At 69.2% G+C, this 1,015-nt stretch carries 1 protein-coding gene and 1 pseudogene; one reads left to right on the top strand and one right to left on the bottom strand.

From position 1 onward, the window contains the following. The first annotated feature begins 281 nt into the window (after positions 1 to 281). Positions 282 to 719 carry a hypothetical protein gene (locus ACLWS4_RS37145; protein WP_074002309.1) on the top strand — a complete coding sequence of 146 codons (438 nt, stop codon included), beginning with the start codon at positions 282 to 284 and terminating at the stop codon, positions 717 to 719. A gap of 140 nt (positions 720 to 859) precedes the next feature. Here the strand turns inward: ACLWS4_RS37145 and ACLWS4_RS37140 are convergent. After that, a pseudogene (locus tag ACLWS4_RS37140) lies at positions 860 to 1,015 on the bottom strand (electron transfer flavoprotein subunit alpha/FixB family protein); the annotation flags it as partial.

The raw sequence follows: 1,015 nt of genomic DNA, 5'->3' as shown, positions 1-1,015 counted from the left end.
ATCTTCGCCTCGGCCAGCGAACGCACCGCCTCACGGAGCATCCCGTGCTCCTCGGAGATCCGGAAGAGATCGAAGTCCTGGCTCATGATCGCCACTCCTGTTTCACGACGGTACTCAGTACCCTTCATTATGCATGCGCGCGGCAAAAAGGGAACTCAGTGCCTTCCCTTGACGGCACTGAGTTCCCTATCCTTTTCGTGCCGAACTTCTGGCGTACACCCGCCGCGGTTCCGCCACGGTTCCACCGCACGAAGCCGGTCCGAGCGCAGGGAGATGACAGCGTGGTCCACTCAGCCATCGATGCCGACACCCGCAGCACGACGCTGTACTTCCAGCGCTGCGCGTGGTGCAACAACCCCACCTTCCAACGGCTGCTCTGCCCCACCTGCGGCTCCACCGAGCTGCGGCTGGAGCCCAGCGAGGGCACCGGCGTGGTGCGGCGCTGCGCGGTCGAACAGGCCCGGACGCCGCTGGTCCGTCAGAAGTCGCTGATCCGCATGGCGGAGGGCTTCGACGTCTGGTGCATCGTGGACGGGATGCGCAGCACCGTCCCGGTCGGCACCCGGGTGCGGCTGCTCTCCTCCCCCGACTCCGACCAGCCGGAGCTGCGGCTGCTGCCGGTCGAGGAGCCGCCGCCGGTGCAGGACACCGAGCCGCGCCCGCTGCCGCCCACCCAGGGCGGCTTCACCCAGCACCTCGCGGCCTTCGTCGCGGAGTGACCGGCGACGCGGAGAAGATCACGGCCCGGACGGAGACGTGACCGGGACGGGCGGCGCGCGAAGGCGCCGCCGGGAGACGACGGAGGGCGTGGCACCGAGTGGTACTCGGTGCCACGCCCTCACTGTCAGGCGGACCGGGCTCAGGCCTTGCGGGCCTTCACCTCGGCGGTGAGCTGCGGCAGCACCTGGAAGAGGTCGCCGACCACGCCGTAGTCGGCGAGCTCGAAGATCGGGGCCTCGGGGTCCTTGTTGACGGCCACGATGGTCTTCGAGGTCTGCATGCCGGCCCGGTGCTG

This window comes from Kitasatospora sp. SC0581, from assembly GCF_048159585.1.
Taxonomy (GTDB): domain Bacteria; phylum Actinomycetota; class Actinomycetes; order Streptomycetales; family Streptomycetaceae; genus Kitasatospora.
This window is presented reverse-complemented; position numbering and strand designations above follow the sequence as displayed.